This is a genomic window from Schaalia odontolytica (genome assembly GCF_002847525.1).
Lineage (GTDB): Bacteria > Actinomycetota > Actinomycetes > Actinomycetales > Actinomycetaceae > Pauljensenia > Pauljensenia odontolytica_B.
Genome location: NZ_PKKM01000004.1, coordinates 195,861 through 211,088, shown reverse-complemented (window position 1 = coordinate 211,088; position 15,228 = coordinate 195,861). Strand labels below are relative to the sequence as shown.

At 62.7% G+C, this 15,228-nt stretch carries 9 protein-coding genes and 3 rRNA genes; 10 read left to right on the top strand and 2 right to left on the bottom strand.

Annotated features, from left to right (window positions below; all coding sequences use genetic code 11):
* Window positions 1-41: 41 nt before the first annotated feature.
* From CYJ22_RS04060 to CYJ22_RS04045, 4 genes are all read left to right on the top strand, one after another.
* Window positions 42-1,581 (top strand): 16S ribosomal RNA (locus tag CYJ22_RS04060).
* Between the two features lie 328 nt (window positions 1,582-1,909).
* Window positions 1,910-5,034: ribosomal RNA gene (locus CYJ22_RS04055) — 23S ribosomal RNA — on the top strand.
* Between the two features lie 116 nt (window positions 5,035-5,150).
* A 5S ribosomal RNA gene (rrf, locus tag CYJ22_RS04050) occupies window positions 5,151-5,268 on the top strand.
* Together the 16S, 23S and 5S rRNA genes form the textbook arrangement of a ribosomal RNA operon.
* 217 nt (window positions 5,269-5,485) lie before the next feature.
* A complete protein-coding gene (locus tag CYJ22_RS04045) occupies window positions 5,486-6,010 on the top strand; it encodes an NADPH-dependent FMN reductase (protein ID WP_101601293.1) in 525 nt (174 codons plus the stop codon).
* Between the two features lie 168 nt (window positions 6,011-6,178).
* Here CYJ22_RS04045 and CYJ22_RS04040 read toward each other — a convergent pair whose 3' ends face one another.
* Window positions 6,179-7,921: a dolichyl-phosphate-mannose--protein mannosyltransferase gene (locus CYJ22_RS04040; RefSeq protein WP_101601290.1), complete on the bottom strand. Its 1,743-nt coding sequence runs from the start codon at window positions 7,919-7,921 to the stop codon at window positions 6,179-6,181.
* Window positions 7,922-8,073: 152 nt separating this feature from the next.
* On the opposite strand from CYJ22_RS04040, the gene CYJ22_RS04035 reads away from it, so the two are divergent.
* The 5 genes from CYJ22_RS04035 to rsmI are packed head-to-tail and all read left to right on the top strand — an operon-like array spanning window position 8,074 to window position 12,582.
* On the top strand, window positions 8,074-9,216 hold the full coding sequence (locus tag CYJ22_RS04035) for a metal ABC transporter solute-binding protein, Zn/Mn family (RefSeq protein ID WP_007588096.1): 1,143 nt from the start codon (window positions 8,074-8,076) through the stop codon (window positions 9,214-9,216).
* Window positions 9,216-9,932: a metal ABC transporter ATP-binding protein gene (locus CYJ22_RS04030; RefSeq protein ID WP_101601287.1), complete on the top strand. Its 717-nt coding sequence runs from the start codon at window positions 9,216-9,218 to the stop codon at window positions 9,930-9,932. The genes CYJ22_RS04035 and CYJ22_RS04030 overlap by 1 nt, the downstream gene beginning before the upstream one ends.
* Complete coding sequence (locus CYJ22_RS04025) at window positions 9,929-10,810, top strand: metal ABC transporter permease (RefSeq protein ID WP_101601285.1); 882 nt, start codon at window positions 9,929-9,931, stop codon at window positions 10,808-10,810. The genes CYJ22_RS04030 and CYJ22_RS04025 overlap by 4 nt, the downstream gene beginning before the upstream one ends.
* The gene (locus CYJ22_RS04020) at window positions 10,807-11,664 is read left to right on the top strand and encodes a metal ABC transporter permease (protein ID WP_007588100.1); all 858 of its coding nucleotides are present in this window, start codon (window positions 10,807-10,809) and stop codon (window positions 11,662-11,664) included. Before CYJ22_RS04025 ends, CYJ22_RS04020 begins: the two co-directional genes overlap by 4 nt.
* A gap of 12 nt (window positions 11,665-11,676) precedes the next feature.
* Window positions 11,677-12,582, top strand: a complete 906-nt coding sequence (gene rsmI / locus CYJ22_RS04015) for a 16S rRNA (cytidine(1402)-2'-O)-methyltransferase (protein ID WP_101601283.1) — start codon at window positions 11,677-11,679, stop codon at window positions 12,580-12,582.
* Between the two features lie 46 nt (window positions 12,583-12,628).
* On the opposite strand, the gene CYJ22_RS04010 is transcribed toward rsmI, so the two are convergent.
* On the bottom strand, window positions 12,629-13,186 hold the full coding sequence (locus CYJ22_RS04010) for an isochorismatase family protein (RefSeq protein WP_101601281.1): 558 nt from the start codon (window positions 13,184-13,186) through the stop codon (window positions 12,629-12,631).
* Window positions 13,187-13,318: 132 nt separating this feature from the next.
* Between CYJ22_RS04010 and metG the strand changes: the two genes are divergently transcribed.
* The gene (gene metG / locus CYJ22_RS04005) at window positions 13,319-15,160 is read left to right on the top strand and encodes a methionine--tRNA ligase (protein WP_034496283.1); all 1,842 of its coding nucleotides are present in this window, start codon (window positions 13,319-13,321) and stop codon (window positions 15,158-15,160) included.
* The last annotated feature ends 68 nt before the right edge of the window (window positions 15,161-15,228 follow it).

The window sequence follows — 15,228 nt, the reverse complement described above, 5'->3', positions numbered from 1 at the left end:
TTTGGTTGGTTGGTTTTTCTGGGCTTTAACGTTTTTGTTTTTGTTCGGAGAGTTTGATCCTGGCTCAGGACGAACGCTGGCGGCGTGCTTAACACATGCAAGTCGAACGCTGAAGCCCAGCTTGCTGGGTGGATGAGTGGCGAACGGGTGAGTAACACGTGAGTAACCTGCCCCCTTCTTTGGGATAACGCCCGGAAACGGGTGCTAATACTGGATATTCACTGATCTTCGCATGGGGGTTGGTGGAAAGGTTTTTTCTGGTGGGGGATGGGCTCGCGGCCTATCAGCTTGTTGGTGGGGTGATGGCCTACCAAGGCTTTGACGGGTAGCCGGCCTGAGAGGGTGACCGGTCACATTGGGACTGAGATACGGCCCAGACTCCTACGGGAGGCAGCAGTGGGGAATATTGCACAATGGGCGAAAGCCTGATGCAGCGACGCCGCGTGAGGGATGACGGCCTTCGGGTTGTAAACCTCTTTCGCTCATGGTCAAGCCGCAACTCAAGGTTGTGGTGAGGGTAGTGGGTAAAGAAGCGCCGGCTAACTACGTGCCAGCAGCCGCGGTAATACGTAGGGCGCGAGCGTTGTCCGGAATTATTGGGCGTAAAGGGCTTGTAGGCGGTTGGTCGCGTCTGCCGTGAAATCCTCTGGCTTAACTGGGGGCGTGCGGTGGGTACGGGCTGACTTGAGTGCGGTAGGGGAGACTGGAACTCCTGGTGTAGCGGTGGAATGCGCAGATATCAGGAAGAACACCGGTGGCGAAGGCGGGTCTCTGGGCCGTTACTGACGCTGAGGAGCGAAAGCGTGGGGAGCGAACAGGATTAGATACCCTGGTAGTCCACGCTGTAAACGTTGGGCACTAGGTGTGGGGGCCACCCGTGGTTTCTGCGCCGTAGCTAACGCTTTAAGTGCCCCGCCTGGGGAGTACGGCCGCAAGGCTAAAACTCAAAGGAATTGACGGGGGCCCGCACAAGCGGCGGAGCATGCGGATTAATTCGATGCAACGCGAAGAACCTTACCAAGGCTTGACATGCACGGCGACACTGCAGAGATGTGGTGGCATTTAGTTGGTCGTGTGCAGGTGGTGCATGGTTGTCGTCAGCTCGTGTCGTGAGATGTTGGGTTAAGTCCCGCAACGAGCGCAACCCTTGCCCTATGTTGCCAGCACGTGATGGTGGGGACTCGTGGGGGACTGCCGGGGTTAACTCGGAGGAAGGTGGGGATGACGTCAAATCATCATGCCCCTTATGTCTTGGGCTTCACGCATGCTACAATGGTTGGTACAGAGGGTTGCGATATCGTGAGGTGGAGCGAATCCCTTAAAGCCAGTCTCAGTTCGGATTGGGGTCTGCAACTCGACCCCATGAAGGTGGAGTCGCTAGTAATCGCAGATCAGCAACGCTGCGGTGAATACGTTCTCGGGCCTTGTACACACCGCCCGTCACGTCACGAAAGTTGGTAACACCCGAAGCCCATGGCCTAACCGTTTTTGCGGGGGGAGTGGTCGAAGGTGGGATTGGCGATTGGGACGAAGTCGTAACAAGGTAGCCGTACCGGAAGGTGCGGCTGGATCACCTCCTTTCTAGGGAGCCCAGTTTTGTGGGGAACAATGCGGCATGACTGTTTGGGTTGTGCCTGGTTGTTTTCTTGTGCCTGCATGTGTTTACTGCCCGACAGTGGGTGGTGGGTGTGGGTGCGTGTTTTGGGTTGGGCATAAAAATGTTGTAGCGAACGAGCACACTGTCGGGTTCACGTTCAACACCGTGTGAGCGTCCGCCGCCTGTTGGTGGTGGTTGCCCACACAGCCAGCCTGGAGGGGTTTTCCTGTGGGTGTGGGTTGTGTGTGGTGGGTTGTTTGTGATTTGTATAGTGGTTGCGAGCATATTTGTTCTGTACTGTTTTTTGTGTTTTGTTTAGTTTTATTGGGCATTCGGTGGATGCCTTGGCATCAAGAGCTGATGAAGGACGTTGCGGCCTGCGATATGCCTCGGGGAGCTGGCGAGCGAGCGTTATTATCCGAGGGTGTCCGAATGGGGGAACCTAACCTGGGTTGTGCTGGGTTACCATCATCTGAACGTGTATAGGGTGGTGGGGGGAACGCGGGGAAGTGAAACATCTCAGTACCCGCAGGAAAAGATATTCCGTGAGTAGTGGCGAGCGAAAGCGGAGGAGGCTAAACCAGATGCGTGTGAGAGGCGGCGGCCGTTGCGTGTTTGGTGTTGTGGGGCCATGTTGGACTCTTCTGCCGGAGGGTCGCGCCATGTGATGTTGGGAGTTGAACAGTCTGGGAAGGCTGACCAAAGAGCGTGAGAGTCGTGTAGATGGACTGGTGTTGTGTGGTGTGGGTGTGGTACCCGAGTAGCGCGGGACTCGTGAAATCTCGTGTGAATCTGCCAAGACCACTTGGTAAGCCTAAATACTACTTGATGACCGATAGTGCATAGTACCGTGAGGGAATGGTGAAAAGTACCCCGGGAGGGGAGTGAAATAGTACCTGAAACCGTGTGCCTGTAAGCCGTCAGAGCCTTGTGGGGTGATGGCGTGCCTTTTGAAGAATGAGCCTGCGAGTTAGTGATACGTGGCGTGCTTAACCCGTGTGGGGTATGCGTAGCGAAAGCGAGTCTGAAATATGGCGCCTGTCGCGTGTTCTAGACCCGAAGCGGGGTGATCTACCCATGGTCAGGTTGAAGCAGAGGTAAGACTGTGTGGAGGACCGAACCCACCAGGGTTGAAAACCTGGGGGATGAACTGTGGGTAGGGGTGAAAGGCCAATCAAACTCCGTGATAGCTGGTTCTCCCCGAAATGCATTTAGGTGCAGCGTCGCGTGGTCCCTGGTGGAGGTAGAGCTACTGGATGGCCGATGGGCCCTATGGGTTACTGACGTCAGCCAAACTCCGAATGCCATTAGGTGTAGCGCGGCAGTGAGACTGCGGGGGATAAGCTTCGTAGTCGAGAGGGAAACAGCCCAGATCATCAGCTAAGGCCCCTAAGCGTACGCTAAGTGGGAAAGGATGTGGAGTCGCGGTGACAACCAGGAGGTTGGCTTAGAAGCAGCCATCCTTGAAAGAGTGCGTAATAGCTCACTGGTCAAGTGGTTCTGCGCCGACAATGTAGCGGGGCTCAAGCGTACCGCCGAAGCTGTGGCAACAACACGTGATGCTGGCGCCAGGAACTGGAGTGCTGGTGTGTTGTTGGGTAGGGGAGCGTCCTGCACGAGGTGAAGCCTGGAGGGAACTTCTGGTGGATTGTGTGGGAGTGAGAATGCAGGCATGAGTAACGAATCTGCGGTGAGAATCCGCAGCGCCGATTGACTAAGGGTTCCAGGGCTAGGTTTATCCGCCCTGGGTTAGTCGGGTCCTAAGGCGAGGCCGACAGGCGTAGTCGATGGACAACCAGTTGATATTCTGGTACCGCGTTATGACCGCCCATGCTGAAGTCATTGTGCTAACCAATTTGCTCACGCCACCATGATTCCTTCGGGTTTTGTGGTGTGTGTGGGTCTTGGGGCCCCGGTGATTGTAGGCAAGCGTGTTAACAGGGGTGACGCAGACAGGTAGCTGCAGTGCGCCGATGGTTGTGCGTATTTAAGGTTGTGGCCCGCCTCCCAGGTAAATCCGGGGGGCATAAGGGTGAGAACTGATGAGGGACACACGCGTGTGTGGACTTGTGGTGATCCTAAGCTGCCGAGAAAAGCCTCGACGTGAGGGCATAACGCGCCCGTACCCTAAACCGACTCAGGTGGTCAGGTAGAGTATACCGAGGCGTTCGAGTGAATCGTGGTTAAGGAACTCGGCAAAATTCCTCCGTAACTTCGGGATAAGGAGGACCCCGTAACTTGGGCCCGCCTCGCGTGGGTGTTGGGTTGTGGGGTCGCAGAGAATAGGGAGAAGCGACTGTTTATCAAAAACACAGGTGCGTGCGAAGCCGTAAGGCGATGTATACGCACTGACGCCTGCCCGGTGCTGGAAGGTTAAGAGGAACTGTCAACACCCCCCCGGGGTGTGAAGCGGTGAATTTAAGCCCCAGTAAACGGCGGTGGTAACTATAACCATCCTAAGGTAGCGAAATTCCTTGTCGGGTAAGTTCCGACCTGCACGAATGGCGTAACGACTTCTCCGCTGTCTCAACCGCGAACTCGGTGAAATTGCAGTACGAGTAAAGATGCTCGTTTCGCGCAGAAGGACGGAAAGACCCCGGGACCTTTACTATAGCTTGGTATTGGTGTTCGCTTGGACTTGTGTAGGATAGGTGGGAGACTGTGAAGCTGCCGCGCCAGCGGTGGTGGAGTCGTCGTTGAAATACCATTCTGGTTCAAGCGGTCACCTCAACCTAGACCCGTGATCCGGGTTGGGGACAGTGCCTGGTGGGTAGTTTAACTGGGGCGGTTGCCTCCTAAAATGTAACGGAGGCGCTCAAAGGTTCCCTCAGCCTGGTTGGTAATCAGGTGGCGAGTGCAAGTGTACAAGGGAGCTTGACTGTGAGACCGACGGGTCGAGCAGGTGCGAAAGCAGGAACTAGTGATCCGGCCATGGCACGTGGGTGCGTGGTCGCTCAACGGATAAAAGGTACCCCGGGGATAACAGGCTGATCTTGCCCAAGAGTCCATATCGACGGCATGGTTTGGCACCTCGATGTCGGCTCGTCGCATCCTGGGGCTGGAGTTGGTCCCAAGGGTTGGGCTGTTCGCCCATTAAAGCGGTACGCGAGCTGGGTTCAGAACGTCGTGAGACAGTTCGGTCCCTATCCTCTGTGCGCGCAGGAAACTTGAGAAGGGCCGTCCCTAGTACGAGAGGACCGGGATGGACGAACCTCTGGTGTGCCAGTTGTACCGCCAGGTGCATGGCTGGTTGGCTACGTTCGGAAGGGATAACCGCTGAAAGCATCTAAGCGGGAAGCCTGCTTCAAGATGAGGTTTCCACGCCCCCTTCGTGGGGTGAGAGGCCCCCGCCAGACTAGCGGGTTGATAGGCCAGAGGTGGAAGCACAGCAATGTGCTCGTGAGCCGACTGGTACTAATGGGCCAACACTAAACAATCACCCAACAACGGGTGAACAAAAACACGAACAATGTCGTGCCGCAACCACTATACAAACCACGATCAACCCACACCCCCACCAACACGGTGGGGGACCGTGTTGAACACCAAGTCTTGTGGTGGTCATAGCACCGGGGAAACGCCCAGCCTCCATTCCGAACCTGGAAGCTAAGCCCGGCAGCGCCAATGGTACTGCAACCGCCAGGTTGTGGGAGAGTAGGACACCGCCACAACACACCTCAAACCGAAGGGCCTCATCCACACGGATGAGGCCCTTCGCGCATTATCTGCAAAGTCTGTTGCCCGTAGCTTTTGCGCCCTCACCAGAGGGATTGCTACGCTGCGGCACCATGGGACTTGTGTCCTAAACGATAGCGATTGTTCTTGTCTCGCGCTTTCCTGCGAACTATAGTAGTTGACGTTTCAATAAGACTTCGAAAGGGAAACGTCATGGCTTCCATTGCTATCGTTCTCGGTTCTGTCCGTCCTGGCCGCGCCGGTGAGCAGGTCGTTCGTTGGATCGAGGATCAGGCTCGTCATCTCGACGGTGTTCAGACCGTCTTCTTTGATCTGCGTGACTACAACCTTCCTCTCTTCGCGGAGGAGATGCCGCCGTCGATGCAGGCTCCCGTGCTTCCCGAGGCTGTTCGTCTTCGTGCCAACATCGAGGCAAACGACGCTGTCCTGTTCGTGACGCCTGAGTACAACCACTCGGTGTCCGGCGCTCTGAAGAACGCGATTGACTACCTGCCCCCGGCCACGCTGAAGGAGAAGGCCGTTGGTCTGGTCGGCTACTCCTGGTACGGCGCGGTCAAGCCGCTCGAGCACCTGCGCGAGATCATGTCGACCTTCGGTGCGGACGTGCGTGAGCAGCAGGTCGGTATCAACCTTGGCTCTGACTTCCAGGATGGCTCATTCATGCCCTCCGAGGAACTCAATGCTCAGATCCGCGAGCTGCTTGCGTCGCTTGCCTGAGGCGACGCTCAGCGGCTCGCGTGTGGCGGCTGCTGATGTGCAGCACATGTTCGTGCGATCGCTGCGAGACATTGAATCGGCTCGGCGCGTGAACGCTTTCATTTAAGAGTGTGGCCCGGCAGGTACCTGCCGGGCCACACTCTTTTGGTTGACTCTTCGTCGAACCCGTTAAATCCACGAGGGTAACCACATGTGAGAACGCCAGAAGCTGTAGTTGACGACGTCCGCGCGCCACAGGGGCAGGAAATATATCGCGCACATCAGAATGGCGATCGTGAGCACTGCGGCCACGGCCCAGCCGGACAACTCCGTGCGTCGGGGCAGGGGAGCGCTGAGGGGGTGTCCGTCGGCGGTTACCCATCCCGTGAGTACTGCGATCATCCATGCGACGGATAGGGCGACAAATGGCGCAAAGACGACCGTGTAGAAGGTAAAGATCGTTCGGTGCGCGTAGGCGAGCCACGGCGCGTACAGGGCGATGTATCCGAGCGCCACGATGCCCGTGCGCCAATTGCGGTAACGCAGCGTCGCCCACAGGATGAGGATGAGTGCGCCAATGCCGATCCACCATAAGAGTGGGTTTCCGAGAGCGACGATATCCGTTGCGCACTGTCCGGACGTGCAGCCCGTGACCTCCGGCCCGGTCTGCCAGTGGAAGGAGGTTGCTCGATACTGTGCAAGCCAGGTGTAGGGGCTGGACTGGTAGGTGTGCGGGGTGCTCAGGCCGTTATGGAATGTCCACATCTCCTTGTGGTAGAGCCATAGGTCGGCAAGTGAACCAGCAAAGCCGGAAATTCCTGAACGTCCGTGTCCGTGGGCAGCGGGGTGCGCAAACCAGCCGAACCATGACGCAATGTAGGTGAGAATCGCCGTGGGAACCATGAGAACGAAAGCCCACCAAATGTCGGCGAGAAGGGCTCCCCGAATGGGGGATGGGTGTCCGGCTCGCCAGCGGCACGTGACTTCTCGGATCGCGACGAAAATACCGAGGAACGCAAGGGCATATATTCCGGACCACTTGACGGAGCAGGCGAGCCCGGCGAGGATGCCAGCTGCGAGCAGCCACGGCCGGTTCCCCGCATTCGGGCCGACTGCAAAGGGGCGGCGATCGTGACGGGTGAGGAAGGCGCGCAGGTCATTCCAGCCCTGGCGAGGAGTGCCCAGGTCATCCCATTCCTGGAGCTTTGCGAACAGTCGCGGCTGGGATGCCTCTTGGTCCTTCACGACGCACAGGAAAGCGGCCAGGGTGAACATGGTGAGGAATCCGTCGAGAATGGACGTGCGGCTCATGACGATTGCCATGCCGTCCGTCGCCAGGAAAAGGCCCGCCAGGAGTGTGAGTGCCGGTGAGCGGAACAGGTTCTGAGCCAGTCGGCACAAGAGAATAACGGTGATGATGCCGCAGATTGCCGCGGCGATACGCCAGCCAACGGGGTCTGCCTGGCCGAAGACCTTCATGCCCAGAGCGATGAGCCATTTTCCCGTGGGAGGGTGGACGGGGTATCCGCCAATCGCTGACAAGCCGGAGGTGTCGCCGTTGATGAAAGCGGCGTCGACGTCCTTGGCCCACGTCCCCTCGTAACCGAACGTGAGAAGAGACCAAGCATCCTTCACGTAGTATGTCTCGTCGAAGATGAGCGTGCGGACATTGTCGAGGCCGGGGAGGCGGATGATCGCCGCGACGATAGCGGCAATCGCGGTTGCGACCCATCCTGCGGCGGGAGTGTTGAGGCGATCAGTCCAGCGCGGATTTCGTGGGGGCCTCGGAGTGTCCCAGGAGGGCGACTCTGAGGAGTCGATACCTGCTTCTTCTGTGGGCTGTTCCTCGGTCGTAGCCTCGGCCGTTGGCTCCTGCTCGAGGATGTCCGAGGCCTCGTTGATCATGTCGTTGTGTGCGTTCGCTGTATCCATCGCATCCGAGTCTAGCGGCCCGATCGTGCTGAAAGGAGCGTGGCGCACATCCACTCTCGCACTTGGGGAGAATGTTCAGTCTGCGCCTCTTGAGAATTGTTCTCGCTTCTGTATATAATTTTCGTGTACCCGAAAATTGCACAGGAGCAATGATGTCTTTCTCACCAACGCGTAGCTTGGCCGCTGCCGCAGGCCTGGCCATGGCGACCGCCTCGCTGGCTGCGTGCGCGCCCTCCTCGTCGGCCCACGGTCTCGCGGTCGTCGCCACGACCACCCAGATCTGCGACTACGTCACTCAGATCGCGGAGCGATCTACCGATATTTCCCTCGACAAGACCGATGCCGCCGGAAAGAGCAGTCATGTCGGCGCGCAGAAGGACGGCGCTGCCCTCACCATGAGCCTGACCTGTCTGCTCGCCCCGAACGCATCCGCGCACGAGCATGAGATGACCCCTGCTCAGACCTCGGCGCTCGCGCAGGCCGACGTCATGGCGGTCTCCGGCGTGGACCTCGAGCACTTCCTCGACGACGCTGTCGTCTCCTCCGGCTTCAAGGGACGCATGGTTGTCACCTCTGGCGTCCTGACAGCCGCCGACATCGATAACCCGGGCACTTCCGACCCCGAGGCTGCCTACACGATCGATCGTGGAAGTGAGCGCGTCGACGTCGCTCCGTGGCCCTTCCCGCCGGAGGAAGCGGGGGAGGAGCCCGAATTCCGCTTTGACCCGCACGTGTGGACCTCGCCGAAGGGCACCCGCGTCCAGGTCGCTAACCTCGGCGCGGGCCTCGCAGCCGCAGCGCCGGACGCCGCCTCGTCGATCAACGCGGCCACTGCCTCGTACCTGGAGGACATCGACGCGCTCGATCAGTGGACCGCCGAGGCTATCGAGACCGTGCCCGAGGGGCAGCGCGTCCTCTTTACCTCCCACGACGCTTTCGGCTACTTCTCGAGGGACTACGGCATCCGATTCATCGGCGCCGCCCTGTCCGACTTCAACGAGCAGCAGGACGCCACCGCCGACCACATCGCCAAGGCCGTCGAGGCCGTCAAGGAATCCGGTGCGGTCGCGCTCTTCGCCGAAAACTCCAACAACTCTAAGTCCATCGAGGCGATCGCCCGCGCGGCCGGCGTGACCCCCATCGTGGGCGAGGACGCCATGTACGGCGACTCGCTGGGGCCCGACGGCTCCGAGGGAGCCACCTACGTCGGCTCGATCATCCACAACGTTCGTGCCGTGACGCAGGCGTGGGGCGGTACTGTGCCGCAGCTGCCCGAGCGCCTGAAGGATCAGTGATGGGCAGACTCGTCTCCTTTCAAGACGCGGCGCTGGGGTACGCGCATACCCCGGCGCTGACCGGCCTGACTCTCGACGTGTTCGGGGGCCAGGCCCTCGCCCTTGTCGGCCCCAACGGCGGCGGCAAGACCACCCTCATGCGAGGTATTGTTGGCGGCTGCTCGGTCCTCTCCGGGACCGTCGAGGTGGACGCAACCCGCATCGGGCTCGTGCCGCAAAGCGCTGACCTGGACCTCACGTTCCCCGTGAGCGCTGCCGAGGTCGTCACCATGGGGCTCATCGCCGAGGCCGGCTGGGGCAGGCGCATCAACGCCGACATGCGCGCGCGGGTGAGCGCCGCCCTCGAGCGCGTCAATCTGAGTGACCGGGCCACCCACCGCTTCGGGACGCTCAGTGGCGGACAGCGCCAGCGTGTCCTCGTCGCACGCGCCCTCGTTGCGCGCCCCGAGCTGGTCATGATGGACGAGCCCTTCAACGGCCTGGACGCGCCCAGCCGCGACATCATCACGGGCCTCATCGCCGACCTGACCGCGGACGGCGTCGGCGTCATCGTGTCCACGCATGACCTGTCCCTCGCGCGTGATGTGTGCTCCCAGGCGTGCGTGCTCGCCTCCCGCCTCGTCGCCCTGGGGCCCACCGATGAGGCCCTCGCGCCCGAGGTCTTGGCTCGCGCATACGGATCGAGCGCCGACGAGGCGATTGCGGCCCTGTCATGATCGCCCCCTACCTGCTGCGCCCTGTCATCGTCCTTGGCCTGCTCGCGCTCGCGGTGGGACCGGCCTCGACGCTCGTCAACCTGCGTCGCGCCGAGTTCAGCGCCGAAACGATGGTCCACGGAGTCTTTCCCGGCATTGTCGTCGGCATGGCGATTGGCGGGCGCGACGCGATCATCCCGGGCGGCGCAGTGTGTGCGGCCCTTATTGCGGCAGCGCTCACCGTGGCCTCTCGCAAACAGCGTCACTCCGAGGCGACGACCGCAGTCCTGCTCACCGCCTTCTTCTCCCTCGGCATCGTGATCTCCCTGCGCATCGGCGACATGTCCGGGCAGCTCGAATCCCTCATGTTCGGCCGCCTCCTGGATATCACCCCGTCGCGCATGGCAACGAGCGCCCTCGTCCTCGTGGTCGCAGCCGCCCTGCTCGCCCTCACCTGGCGTGCACAGGTCGCGGTGGCCTTCGACCGCGAGGCCACGCGCGTCAGCGGCATTCCGGTCACCTGGATCGACATCGCGTTCAACGCGGCGCTCGGAGCCATCGTGGTCGCGGCGTCGACGGCCGTCGGGGTCCTCCTCGTCGTCGGATATCTTGTCGTGCCCGGGGCCTTCGGTCGGCTGCTCGCGTCGTGCCCGCGGGCGATGGTGCTCCTGGCCGGTGCCTGCGCGCTCGTCGGTGGATGGGCCGGCTTCGGCGTTTCCCTCCTGCGCGCGCCACGACCGCTCTCTCCGCAGGCGTGCGTCGCCATGGGCGTCCTCGTCTGCTTTGCTGTCGCCTGTGCCATCCGTGAGATCCGCGCCCGCCGCGCGCCCACGGTCACCGCCGCGCGTGAAAAGTCGCGTGAAACGACCGTGAACGTCGAGGGAGGGGAGGCCTCATGATCGCCAGCCTCCTCCTGTACCCCGCGCTCCACGTGACGATCATCGGGGCCCTGGGCGGTCTTGTCGGCGCCTTCGCCTACCTGGACCGGCGCATCTTCTTCGCCGAATCCGTCACGCACGGCACGTTCCCGGGCGCGGTTCTCGGCGTCGTCATCGCAGCCGTCCTCGGATTCGGGCACTCCGGAATGTCGGCGGCGCTCTATGTTGGAGCGTTCCTCGGGACCATCCCGCTTGTCGCCCTTATGCGCTGGCTCGCCACGATCCCCGGCATCTCCAGCCAAGGCGCGGCCGGCATCGTGCTGACCGCGGGTTTTGCTTCCGGTTACTTCCTGGCGACCTGGTTCAAGCCCCTGCCCCTCGCGGTGAATTCTTTCCTCACCGGCTCTGTCATGACCGTCTCCCCGGCTGACGTCGCCTGGGCAGGTGCCGTCTTCGCGGTCGCCCTGCTGGTCGTGATGATGGGCGGGCGCCACCTGATCGCCCACTGCTTCGACCCCGCCAACCCCGCCGCGGCCTCGCGCGCCGGGCGTCACGAGCTCGTCATCCTTGGACTCATCCTCGCGTCGGTCACCGTGGCGATCCCCGCGGTCGGCACGATCCTGTCGATCGCGCTCATTGCCGCGCCGGCCGCCGCGCTCGCGCCCCTCGTGCGCAGCTCGCGTGCCTTCCTCGTCGGCTGCCCTCTGCTCGGAGCGCTTCTCGGGATTGTCGGCCTCGCGATCGCCGTCCCCGCGCGCCTCAGCGCAGGCGGAACCATCGCGCTCCTGTGCGCCGCGTGCGTCCTGGCCTCGCGCGTCCCCCAATGGGTGGCGGGTACGCGGCGGACGCGCCGTGCGCGCGCAGGAAACCAGTGAGACGATACGGGCATGGAAGCAGCGACCGACACGACCAACGCCCCCGAGGCTGCCTCGACGCCCAAGGACGCTCGCGTGCAGGAACACTACCGCCAGGAGGCGGGGACCATCCTGCTGGCAGCCACCCCGATCGGGGACGTGCGTGACGCCTCGCCCCGCGTTGTCGCTGCGCTTGCGGGGGCGGACATCGTCGCCGCCGAGGACACGCGCCGCGCGCTCGCCCTGGCCTCGCGCCTGGGCATCAAGCTGGGTGGCCGCCTCGTCGCCCTGCACGACCACAACGAGGCCGAAAAGGCTGAGGGCATCGTCGAGGCCGCTAGGGGAGGGGCGCGCGTCGTTTTTGTCTCCGACGCGGGTATGCCCACCGTCTCCGACCCGGGCTTCCGGCTGGCGCGTGCCGCCATCGACGCGGGCGTTCCTCTGTCTGTGCTGCCCGGCCCCTCCGCGCCGCTCGTGGCCCTCGCCCTGTCCGGCCTGCCCTCGGATCGCTTCGCCTTCGAGGGGTTCCTGCCGCGCAAGGATGGGGAGGCCACACGCTACCTGCAGGACCTAGCCACCGACCCGCACACGCTCATCTTCTTCGAATCGCCCCGGCGCGCGGCAGCCACACTGACGCGCATGGCCGAGGTCTTCGGCGCCGACCGCCCCGCCGCGCTGTGCCGCGAGCTCACGAAAGACTACGAGGAGGTGCGCCGCGGCACGCTCGGGCAGCTCGCGGAAGGTGCCGACGACGTGCTCGGCGAGGTGACGATCGTTGTCGCCGGATACGCGCGAAGCGCACGCGCCGAAGACCACGTCGGCGCCGTCCTCGCACTTGCGGCGGAAGGCATGCGCCTCAAGGACGCCGCAGCCGAGGTGGCCGCAGCGACGGGCGCGCGTAAGAACGACCTCTACAAGGCCGCTCTCGCCGCGAAGTGACGAGGCCCGGGCAGCGACGAGGCCTGGGCGCCGTCAGGGAAATTGCTCAGACGATCTCGACGTGCTCCGACGTCATCCACTGACGGGCCGACGCGCCCAGCTCCTCGGAGACGGGGGCGGTCAGCTCACGCAGGACACGCGTCCGGAACCCGGCGTGGACAGCATCCACGGCCGTGCACGCCACGCAGTGCGACTCGGCCAACCCCACGACATCCACGTCTGTGATGCCAGCGCCGCGCAGCGCCTCCTCCAGCGTCTTGCCATCCTCGGTCGTTCCCTCGAAGCCCGAGTAGGCGGCCTTGTACTGGCCCTTCTTGACCGTCACGTCCGCGTTCACGTGCGCGAGCGCCGGGTGCAGCTCGGCCTCGGCCGTGCCCGCGACGCCGTGCGGGGGCCAGGTGTCCACGAAGTCGGGCGTCTCGGAGAAGTGAGCGCCCGGATCGATGTGCCAATCCTGCGTGGTGACGATCAGCTGGTACTCGTCGCGGTGCGCGTCCACGTAGGCGGCCACGGCCTCGGCGATGGCGTTGCCGCCGGTCACCGGGAGAGCACCACCTTCGCAGAATGTGGGCTGAACGTCGACGATGATGAGTGCGCGGGGCATGAAACCTCCCTGATAAATCAGTAATTTCCCCAAGCGTATCACCCGGGTCACATCGGTTGAAAGACTGTTTCAATATCCTCGATATGCGGCCGGTTGCCCGTTTATGACACCGACGCAGTATTGTTAGGGGCTATGAGTCGTATTCTGTCCGCCGTCGCATGGCCCTACGCCAACGGCCCCCGTCATATTGGCCACGTTGCGGGATTCGGTGTCCCCTCCGACGTTTTCTCCCGGTACATGCGAATGGCCGGCCACGACGTCCTCATGGTGTCCGGAACCGATGAACACGGAACCCCCATCCTGGTGGCCGCCGACGGCGCCGGCGTGAGCGCCCGCGAACTCGCAGACCAGAACAACCGCCTCATCGTCGAGGACCTCGTGGCCCTGGGCCTGTCCTACGACCTTTTCACCCGCACGACCGCCGGCAACCACTACCGCGTCGTCCAGGATATGTTCGCCACCGTGCGCGACAACGGCTACATGATCGAGCAGGTCACGCGCGCCGCCATCTCCCCGTCCACCGGCCGCACCCTGCCCGACCGCTACATCGAGGGCACCTGCCCGATCTGTGGCGCCGAAGGAGCGCGCGGCGACCAGTGTGACAACTGCGGCAACCAGATGGACCCGACCGAGCTCATCAACCCGCACTCGCGCATCAACGGCGAAACCCCCAACTTCGTGGAGTCCACCCACTACTTCCTCGACCTGCCCGCCCTGGCTGATGCCCTGTCCGCCTGGCTCGACGAGCGCGAGAAGTCCGGCACCTGGCGACCCAACGTCATCAAGTTCTCCCAGAACTTCCTCGAGGACATCCGTCCCCGCGCCATGACGCGCGACATCGACTGGGGTATCCCGGTCCCCGGCTGGGAGGACCAGCCCACCAAGCGCCTGTACGTGTGGTTCGACGCCGTCATCGGCTACCTGAGCGCCTCCATCGAGTGGGCACGCCGCACCGGCGATCCCGAGGCGTGGCGCAGGTGGTGGAACGACCCCGAGGCCCTGTCCTACTACTTCATGGGCAAGGACAACATCGTCTTCCACTCCCAGATCTGGCCCGCCGAGTTGCTCGGCTACAACGGCCAGGGCGCGAAGGGCGGTGCCCCCGGTGACCTGGGCGTCCTCAACCTGCCCACCGAGGTCGTGTCCTCCGAGTTCCTCACGATGGAGGGCAAGAAGTTCTCCTCCTCGCACGGCATCGTCATCTACGTGCGCGACTTCCTCTCGCGTTACCAGGCCGACGCCCTGCGCTACTTCATCAGCGCCGCCGGCCCCGAGACCTCGGACTCCGACTTCACGTGGGCCGAGTTCGTGCGCCGCACCAACGGCGAGCTCGTCGCCGGCTGGGGCAACCTGGTCAACCGCACCGCCTCCATGATCGCCAAGAAGTTCGGCGAGATCCCCACCCCCGGTGAGCTCGAGGACATCGACCGCGCCCTCCTGGATGCCGTCGAGGCCGGTTTTGCCACCGTCGGCAACCTGATCCGTCACCACCGCCAGAAGGCGGCGCTGTCCGAGGCTATGCGTCTGGTCGGCGAGGCCAACAAGTACGTGACCGACACCGAGCCCTTCAAGCTGAAGGCCCCGGAGCAGCAGGAGCGCCTTGCGACGGTCCTGTGGACCCTGGCCCAGGCGGTCACGGACCTCAACCTCATGCTCTCCCCGTTCCTGCCCCACGCGGCCAACGACATCGACCGTGTCATGGGCGGCACCGGCGAGATCGCGCCGATGCCCTACATCGAGGAGGTCGCCGAGCTCGACCCGCAGGTCCTGCCCGCCGACTTCGAGGGCCGTGACGGCTACCCGATCATCACGGGCGACTACACGAACGTGCCGACCTGGGAGCGTCACCCGATCACGCCTGGCACCCCGATCGCCAAGCCCACGCCGGTGTTCGTGAAGCTGGATGAGTCCATTGTCGAGGAGGAGCTTGCCCGCTACGCGGACGCTCACCCCGATGATGTGACGGGCGCCTGATCTGGGTTTTTCGTTGATCTGTCGCGTTTTGCGACAGGTGTGACGTACGTTTGACAGCGCGCGGGCGG